This is a genomic window from Candidatus Electronema sp. JC, from assembly GCF_048287365.2.
Taxonomy (GTDB): Bacteria; Desulfobacterota; Desulfobulbia; order Desulfobulbales; family Desulfobulbaceae; genus Electronema.
On record NZ_JBLWEM020000005.1, the window covers coordinates 42,740 to 50,272 of the forward strand.

Sequence of the window (7,533 nt, forward strand, 5' to 3'; positions counted from 1 at the left end):
GCTTCCTGCGGACAACGACATGGAGACGAGATGACGAAGAGAGTATGCAGCAGTCTGGCCGCGCTCATTTTTCTGCTGGCCTCTTGGGCCGAGTCTGCGGAAGTGGTTGACGCTTGCGCCGCCGTGGTCAATCAGGATGTCATCACCGTGTCCGAAGTCGAGGAGGCGGTCAGGCCGATTGCCGAGCGGATCAAAGCCGAGGCGCCGTTCAGCCAGCGGGACGAGGCGATGCGCCAGGCCCGGCGGACGGCGCTGGAGCGGCTGATTGAGAAGCGCCTGATTCTTCAGCAGGCCGAGCAGATGCGCGTCGCTGTCAGCGAGGCGGAGGTCGAGCAGGCCCGGCGGCAGATTCTGGAGCGAGGCGGAATGAGCGAGGCGGATTTCCAAGCCGAGCTGAAAAAGATGGGCCTGAATGAGCGGCAGTACCGCGACAGCCTCCGCGAGCAGCTGCTCAGCTCCCGGCTGGTCGGCTACGCTGTCCGCTCCAAGGTGGTGGTGCCGGAAGAAAAAATACGAGACTATTATAATAAAGAGTATACTGCCAAGGCCGCAGGCTATCATCTTTTGCAGATCGGCTTCAGCAGCGGCGGCAAGGCCGCTGCCCGGCAAAAGGCTGAGGCGGTGCGTCAGCGCGCCCTGGCTGGAGAAGATTTCAAAGAGCTGGCCAGGCGGCATTCCGAGCTGCCCTCGGCGGCGGACGGCGGCGACATCGGCCTGTTCAAGGCGGACGAGATGGCTCCGCACATGCGGGAGGCCGTGACCGCGCTCAAGCCTGGCGGCATCAGTCCGGTGGTGGAGACCTCGGAGAGCCTGATGCTCTTCAAACTTCTCGCCGACGGGCAGGATGCGGTCAAGGCGCCTTATGAGTCAGTGCGGGAGGAGATTCACGAGCTGCTCCATCAGCAGGAGATGGAGGCTCGCTACAAAACGTGGATTGAGGAAATCCGCAGCGGGGCCTATATCAGGATATTATGACGGCGCCGCAGCCGGGCGGTCAAACAAAACAACCCTCAGCGCAGACATTCATGAACCAACACGAGCAGATCGGCACAGACAAACAGGCGGCTGGCGGCGAGCATGTGCGGCAGGAAATCCAAAAAACCGAATACGCCTCTGTTGGCGCGATGCTGCGCCAGCTGCGGAAGGAAAAAGGAATCAGCATCCGCGACGCGGCCAAGGAGACCAACATCTCCGCATCCAATCTGGTGGCTGTTGAGCATGAAAAGTATGCGGACCTGCCTGCCAACACTTTCATGCGCGGCCAAGTGGCCATTTACGGCAATTTTCTCGGCGCGGACGGCCCGGCGGCGGCGAAACAGTTCATCGCCGAACGCGAGCGGCATAAGCTGAACGAGCAGAAAAACAGCGGCGCAGGCCGGGAGCGCAGCTCCATGTCGGCGAAGCAGCTTGCTGAACCGGCCCACATGTCGGCGCTCACGTTGGCGGCTGGCATCATTGCGCTGATCATTTTATTCATCGCCGGATTTTTCCTATACACCGGCTGGAATCCCTTCTCCTACCAAAAACAGGAGCAGATTCCGGCGGAGCACCTTCAGCATCTGCCTGAACTTGAAGCCGCGCCGACTCCGGAAGAACCGCCGCCCAGCATCAAGCCGGCGGAGCAGGAACAGGCCGTTCCAACAGACAATTGAAAATTTTAAAAAAAGTATTGACATTTGCGGGGGGGGGGGCATATAACGTATATATAGATTGCAAACTGGCGGGAACCTGACTTGCCGGGCTGGAAAAATATCCGGACCGGGGAAGTTGATAAAGCCAAAGCCGCCGTGAGGCGGTGACGGAAAGCTGCGGGTCTCCATAGGGGAGACAGCCGGGTTGCCTGCTTCATATACCGGGAGGTATGTCATGAAATCCACAGCAACAGTATTGACCATTGGACTGGCCGCATTTTTCGCCGCTTCCATCCCTCTCGCCGCCCAAGCAGGCTTGCAGGTTAGTTATTCCCCTGAAGGCGGAACATGTCAGCGGATGCTGGCGGGCCAGTTCATCGAGGCAGGTGAAGTTTGCGTCCAAGTAGAAGGTGACTTTATGACTGTCACTTACAAAACGAGCAACGGTTGGGAACTGTCTGAAGCCCAACTTTGGGCAGGCTTGAATTTGGACCTTATGCCTGCGGGCAAGCAAGGAAATCCACAAATAGGAAATTTTCCCTATATATCCGACGATATTACCGGAGCAACAAATTATTCGTTTTATGTGCCGCTGAAGGAATTAAGCACAGGAGAGCTGTGTGATCTCACTGGTTATTTGGCAGCACATGCGTCCCTGCGTAAACCTGACGGCAATGGCGGTTATCAAACCGAAACTGGATGGGTTGAAGGGCCGCCGATCAATGGCGGCAGTTGGGCGATGTATTCTTCTGTTTCCTTTACTTGTCCTGTAGACCCCATCCTCGATCCTCTCCCTGTTGCTGAAGGTTGTGAAACCGCATTCGCCTTTGGTGATCGCAATGGCGACCTCCTCCTTGACAAAGGCGACTTGGAATTGAATGATTTCCTTAAAACAAAACGCTGGGGCTGGCAATTAGCCGTGCGGAAGGGCGACAGTTTCACTGTGCCGATTTACGCTGCTGCTGGAAAAAATGACATCAGCAAAGGAACTCTTGTTGGTGAACTGGATGTCACCTACAAGGAAAGCAAAGAGGTTGCTGTTGCTTACAGGATGCTTTCCGGTTTCAGTTTGGATAAGACGCATCTGTATGTAGGAACGAGATATCTGCCGAAAGTAGCTCCTGGCACTTACGGTCATTCTGGCTCTGACAGCTACATCGTCACCCTCAAAACTGATGCCTCCACCGTGTATGTTGTTGCCCATGCGGTTGTGCGAGGCGCAGCTCTTGAAGGCACCTGCGGTGAATAACGGCTATTAGCTCGCTTTCTAAATGCCGCAGAAGGGGCAGGCCCAGTCGGGTCTGCCTTTTTTTTCGTTGAAAAATTGCCTTCTGCCGCTGATTGGGGTATATGCTTCCGGCAGAAGATTTTTCAACCACGCTGATCCCATGCCGAACGCCCCTTGCAACATCGTTCTTGTCGAGCCGGAGATTCCGCCCAACACCGGCTCTGTGGCCCGGCTTTGCGGCGCCACGGACTCCATTCTGCACCTTGTCCATCCGCTCGGCTTCAGCACCGACGACAAGCACCTGAAGCGGGCCGGGCTGGACTACTGGCCGCAGGTTCGCATCCAGCACTGGCCGAATTTAGAGGCATTCCTCGCCGCGCAGGACGAACGCAGGCTCTTTTTTTTCACAACCAAGGCGGAGCGGCCTTACTGGCAGGCGGATTTCCAGCCCGGCTGCTTCCTTGTTTTTGGCCGGGAAACCAAAGGACTGCCAGAAGAAATCCTTGCGCTCTACGCCGACCGCTGTTATACCATTCCGATGACCAATCCGCACATCCGCAGCCTTAATCTGGCCATGAGTGCCGGAATTGTGCTGTATGAGGCGTTGCGGCAGCATGTCAAAATGTAGGGGCGAAAAATCTTTCGCCCCTGCTCCTTTATTTATATTGCAAGGAGACCGAACAATATCATGCCTGAAAGAATCTTCAACTTCAGCCCCGGCCCAGCCGTTCTGCCGCAGTCCGTCCTTGAGCAGGCGGCCCGCGACATCGTCAATTTCAACAACAAGGGCATGGGCCTGATCGAGATGAGCCATCGGTCCAAGGACTTCATGGCCGTTCTTGATGAGGCAGAAGCTCTGATCCGCGAGCTGCTGGCTGTGCCTGCGAATTACAAGGTGCTTTTCCTGCAAGGCGGCGCGTCGTCGCAATTTTTCATGGCCCCGATGAACCTGCTGGGGCCGGGCAAGAAGGCGACCTACCTCAACACTGGCGTTTGGGCGGGCAAGGCGATCAAGGAGGCCAAAGCCTTTGGACAAATTGAGGTGCCCTATTCCGGCGAGGCGAATCGCTTTCGGCACATCCCGGCGGATGATGAATATAGCGTGGCCGCTGACTCGGAATATTTGCACCTCTGCTCAAACAACACCATTTACGGCACTCAGTTCGCCCATTTCCCGGACAAAGGCTGCATGATGGTCTGCGACATGTCTTCCGACATCATGTCGCGGCCTGTTGATGTGTCAAAGTTCGGCATCATTTATGCCGGAGCGCAGAAGAACATGGGGCCTGCGGGCGTGACCATCGTCATCATCCGCGAAGACCTGCTCGACAGATGTCCGGCCACGGTGCCGGTCATGCTCCGCTACAAAACCCACGCCGACAAGGGTTCGATGTACAACACCCCGCCGACATTCGCCATTTACTGCGTCGGCTTGGTGATGCGCTGGCTGAAGGAGCAGGGCGGCCTGGCGGCTGTGCAGCAGCGCAACGAGGAGAAGGCGGCGATCGTCTATCAGGCTATTGATGCGACCGATTTTTATCGGGGCCATGCGGAGGAGGCAGCGCGCTCGCGGATGAATGTCACCTTCAACCTGCCGACCGCCGAGCTGGAGGCCAAGTTAGTCAAGGAGGCCGCCGCCGCAGGTCTGGACGGTCTGAAAGGCCACCGCGACGTGGGCGGCTGCCGCGCCTCGATCTACAACGCCTTCCCGCTGGAGGGCGTGCAAAAGCTGGCGGAGTTCATGGCGGAGTTCGCCAGGAAGAACGGCTGAGGCTTTATTTGGCCGCGCCTTTGGGGAGATGATTTGCTCCAAAGGGCGGCGGTTCTTTTTTCCTGCCGCCATGTCTTTTCTGCTCCTCATGGCTCTTGGCCGCCTGCTTGCCGCGTTGGGAATTTTTCCGGCAGGCACTGACAAGAGCCTGAATCTGTATGTCATTTACATCGCCCTGCCTGCTTTGGTTTTGCAGCAGGTGCCAAAGCTGCATTTTTCGGATCAGCTGCTTGCGCCCTTGCTGATGCCGTGGGCAGTCATCGCTGTCTCCGCTTTTTTGGTGCTGCTGGCCTGCCGCCTGCTGCGATGGTCAAAAGAAACCGCAGGCGCCTTGCTGCTCATGGTGCCGCTGGGCAACACCGGTTTTCTTGGCCTGCCGATGGTGGAGCAGTTTTTTGGCCCGGACGCGCTGGCCTATGCGGTGGTTTACGATCAGCTGGGCACTTTTCTGGCCTTGTCCACATACGGCACGCTTGTTCTCGCGCTGTACAGCGGCGGCGAGAAGCCCCGGCCAGCTGTCCTGCTCCGGCGGCTGGTCAGCTTTCCGCCCTTTGCCGCGCTGCTGCTCGCCCTCATGCTGCGGGATGTCATTTTGCCTGACTGGGCGCAGCATCTGCTGGCCATTGCCGCCAGTTCAATGGTGCCGGTGGTGATGGTGGCCATTGGCGTGCAAACCAAGCTGCTGCTGCCGCGAGACGAGATCGCGCCGCTGGCGTTCGGACTTGCTCTCCGCATGGCAGTCATACCTTTGCTTTTCATTTTCAGCTGCCGTCTGCTCAACATTTCCGGCGAGGCAGTCAAAGTGTCGCTGTTTGAGACAGCCATGCCGCCGATGGTGACAGCCAGCGTGCTTGCCTCAGTGGCCGGGCTGAAGCCGCAGCTCAGTTCAGCTTTGGCCGCTTATGGAATTGTTTGCGCATTTCTCACCTTGCCGGTGATATACAGGCTGCTGTGAATTTTCGGAAAAATAAAATGATAAATCAAGACGATATGAACAAGGGGGATAAACAAGGCCGCACAGCGCAGATTGACTATCCCTGCGTCTGGCAATACAAGCTGATCGGCTCTGACCAAGAGGCGATGCGGGCCGCAGTCTCCGCCCTGCTCGGCGACGCGCCCTATTCCTTTTCCGAATCCCGCCGTTCCAGCGCGGGCCGCTATCTGTGCATGAATCTTGAGGTCGCGGTGGAAAGTGATGAGCAGCGGCAGGCTGTTTTCCAGCATCTTGCCGGGCACCCGGCGGTGCGGCTGCTGCTGTAGGAAGGAGGGCAAAGGCATGGAAATCATTCTTGCCCGCCCGCGCGGTTTCTGCGCCGGGGTGAAGCGGGCGATCAGCATCGTCAGCAAGGCCTTGGAGCTGTACAGCCCGCCGGTCTATGTGCTGCATGAAATCGTGCACAACAGCCATGTGATCCGGGAGCTGACGGCCAAAGGCGCGGTTTTCGTCGAGCAGCTGGAGGACATTCCCGCCGGTTCAGTGACCATCTTCAGCGCGCACGGGGTGTCCCGCGCTGTGACCGAGCAGGCGGCGGCCCTTGGCCTGCGCGTCATTGACGCGACCTGCCCCTTGGTGGCCCAGGTCCACCGCCGCGTCACCCGCCTGAACAAAATCAGCTGCGACGTGCTGGTGATCGGCCACAAGGGCCACCCGGAAGTGGAGGGCACCTGCGGTCACGCTGACGGCGCGGTGCATGTCATCTCCTCGGTCGACGAGGTGGAGAGTCTGACTGTGCGCGATCCAGCCCGCGTCGGCTGGGTCACGCAGACCACCCTCAGTGTGGACGACACCGCCGCAATCCTCGCCGCCCTGCGCAGGCGTTTCCCCCTCCTGGCCGAGCCGGAGCGCACCGACATCTGCTTCGCCACCACCAACCGGCAGCGGGCGGTGCGGCAGCTGGCGGACATGACCGATCTGCTGCTGGTGGTCGGCTCCAAGAACAGCTCCAACTCCAACCGCCTGCGCGAGGTGGCGAGCAAAAAAGGTGTTCCGGCGTATCTGATTGATGAAGCCGACGAAATTGACCCGGTTTGGCTGCGCGGCGCAAGGCGGGTCGGCGTGACTGCCGGAGCATCTGCGCCGGAGCATCTGGTGAAGGAAGTGGCGGACTGGCTGCGGCGGCACGGCGCGGTCAGTGTGACCGAAATGGACGGCGAGACCGAGCAGATCGCCTTTCAACTCCCGGAGCTGCGTGTCTGATGGCTCTTGCCCTGATCACCGGCGGCAGCCGTTCCGGCAAATCCGCCTTTGCCCAGCAGCGGGCCGAAGCTCTTGCCGCGCCCCGGCTTTTTGTGGCCACCTGTCCGCGCATCGACCCGGAAATGGACGGGCGCATCCTCCGCCATCAGCAGGAGCGGCAGGGCAAAGGCTGGCAGACTGCGGAGGAGCCGCTGCGGCTGGCGGAGGTGCTGTGCTGCCGTCCCGATGAAGAAACCGTGCTCATTGACTGCCTCACGCTGTGGATCAGCAATTTGATGCACGAGGCCGAGCAGCAGGGCGGCGCATTGGATGAGGAGCATGTCAGCGCGCTGACCAAGGAGCTGTGTCAAACCGCCAGCAGACGGCGCGGGCAGGTGATTTTGGTCAGCAACGAGGTCGGACTGGGCATCGTCCCGGACAATCCTGCCGCCCGGCGTTTCCGTGATCTGGCGGGCCGCTGCAATCAGACAGCGGCGGCGGCGGCTGATGAAGTTTTTCTTGTCTGCTGCGGCATTCCGCTGCGGCTCAAGTGAGTTTTACGAAAAAATATGCAGGAGAATAATACTTAGGAGTTACGCAGTTGCATAAAGATTGATAGGCTCAAGCGTATAAATCGGTTTCGTCAAATACGCCCGAACAGCGTCACGGATGATGGCAGTCTTTGCCTCGAACCAAGAAATTCCTTTGACAAAACAATGATATTCAA

Annotated in this window: 9 protein-coding genes and 1 riboswitch; all 9 genes read left to right on the top strand. The window is 58.6% G+C overall.

Annotated elements, in window-relative coordinates; translation table 11 throughout:
* Positions 1-30 precede the first annotated feature (30 nt).
* On the top strand, positions 31-975 hold the full coding sequence (locus ACNKH3_RS01045; RefSeq protein WP_417916595.1) for a SurA N-terminal domain-containing protein: 945 nt from the start codon (positions 31-33) through the stop codon (positions 973-975).
* A gap of 50 nt (positions 976-1,025) precedes the next feature.
* Positions 1,026-1,652 carry a helix-turn-helix domain-containing protein gene (locus ACNKH3_RS01050; RefSeq protein WP_420207922.1) on the top strand — a complete coding sequence of 209 codons (627 nt, stop codon included), beginning with the start codon at positions 1,026-1,028 and terminating at the stop codon, positions 1,650-1,652.
* Positions 1,653-1,765: 113 nt separating this feature from the next.
* Positions 1,766-1,844, top strand: a riboswitch (cyclic di-GMP riboswitch).
* A gap of 22 nt (positions 1,845-1,866) precedes the next feature.
* Positions 1,867-2,880 (top strand): hypothetical protein, encoded by a 1,014-nt coding sequence (locus ACNKH3_RS01055; protein ID WP_420207923.1) that lies wholly within the window; start codon positions 1,867-1,869, stop codon positions 2,878-2,880.
* A 139-nt stretch (positions 2,881-3,019) separates the two neighbouring features.
* Complete coding sequence (locus tag ACNKH3_RS01060; RefSeq protein ID WP_420207924.1) at positions 3,020-3,487, top strand: tRNA (cytidine(34)-2'-O)-methyltransferase; 468 nt, start codon at positions 3,020-3,022, stop codon at positions 3,485-3,487.
* A 60-nt stretch (positions 3,488-3,547) separates the two neighbouring features.
* A complete protein-coding gene (serC, locus tag ACNKH3_RS01065; protein WP_420207925.1) occupies positions 3,548-4,630 on the top strand; it encodes a 3-phosphoserine/phosphohydroxythreonine transaminase in 1,083 nt (360 codons plus the stop codon).
* A 70-nt stretch (positions 4,631-4,700) separates the two neighbouring features.
* Positions 4,701-5,585 (top strand): AEC family transporter, encoded by an 885-nt coding sequence (locus ACNKH3_RS01070; protein ID WP_420207926.1) that lies wholly within the window; start codon positions 4,701-4,703, stop codon positions 5,583-5,585.
* Positions 5,586-5,602: 17 nt separating this feature from the next.
* Positions 5,603-5,890 (top strand): YbeD family protein, encoded by a 288-nt coding sequence (locus ACNKH3_RS01075; protein ID WP_420207927.1) that lies wholly within the window; start codon positions 5,603-5,605, stop codon positions 5,888-5,890.
* 16 nt (positions 5,891-5,906) lie between these two features.
* A complete protein-coding gene (gene ispH / locus ACNKH3_RS01080; RefSeq protein WP_420207928.1) occupies positions 5,907-6,827 on the top strand; it encodes a 4-hydroxy-3-methylbut-2-enyl diphosphate reductase in 921 nt (306 codons plus the stop codon).
* A complete protein-coding gene (cobU, locus tag ACNKH3_RS01085) occupies positions 6,827-7,360 on the top strand; it encodes a bifunctional adenosylcobinamide kinase/adenosylcobinamide-phosphate guanylyltransferase (protein ID WP_420207929.1) in 534 nt (177 codons plus the stop codon). Before ispH ends, cobU begins: the two co-directional genes overlap by 1 nt.
* Positions 7,361-7,533 lie beyond the last annotated feature (173 nt).

Excerpts from the sequence above, each read along its gene's own strand:
- cobU (WP_420207929.1), top strand. The coding sequence starts at position 6,827 with ATGGCTCTTGCCCTGATCACCGGCGGCAGCCGTTCCGGCAAATCCGCC.
- ACNKH3_RS01070 (WP_420207926.1), top strand. The coding sequence starts at position 4,701 with ATGTCTTTTCTGCTCCTCATGGCTCTTGGCCGCCTGCTTGCCGCGTTG.
- ACNKH3_RS01045 (WP_417916595.1), top strand. The coding sequence starts at position 31 with ATGACGAAGAGAGTATGCAGCAGTCTGGCCGCGCTCATTTTTCTGCTG.
- ACNKH3_RS01050 (WP_420207922.1), top strand. The coding sequence starts at position 1,026 with ATGAACCAACACGAGCAGATCGGCACAGACAAACAGGCGGCTGGCGGC.
- ispH (WP_420207928.1), top strand. The coding sequence starts at position 5,907 with ATGGAAATCATTCTTGCCCGCCCGCGCGGTTTCTGCGCCGGGGTGAAG.
- ACNKH3_RS01055 (WP_420207923.1), top strand. The coding sequence starts at position 1,867 with ATGAAATCCACAGCAACAGTATTGACCATTGGACTGGCCGCATTTTTC.
- ACNKH3_RS01075 (WP_420207927.1), top strand. The coding sequence starts at position 5,603 with ATGATAAATCAAGACGATATGAACAAGGGGGATAAACAAGGCCGCACA.
- ACNKH3_RS01060 (WP_420207924.1), top strand. The coding sequence starts at position 3,020 with ATGCCGAACGCCCCTTGCAACATCGTTCTTGTCGAGCCGGAGATTCCG.
- serC (WP_420207925.1), top strand. The coding sequence starts at position 3,548 with ATGCCTGAAAGAATCTTCAACTTCAGCCCCGGCCCAGCCGTTCTGCCG.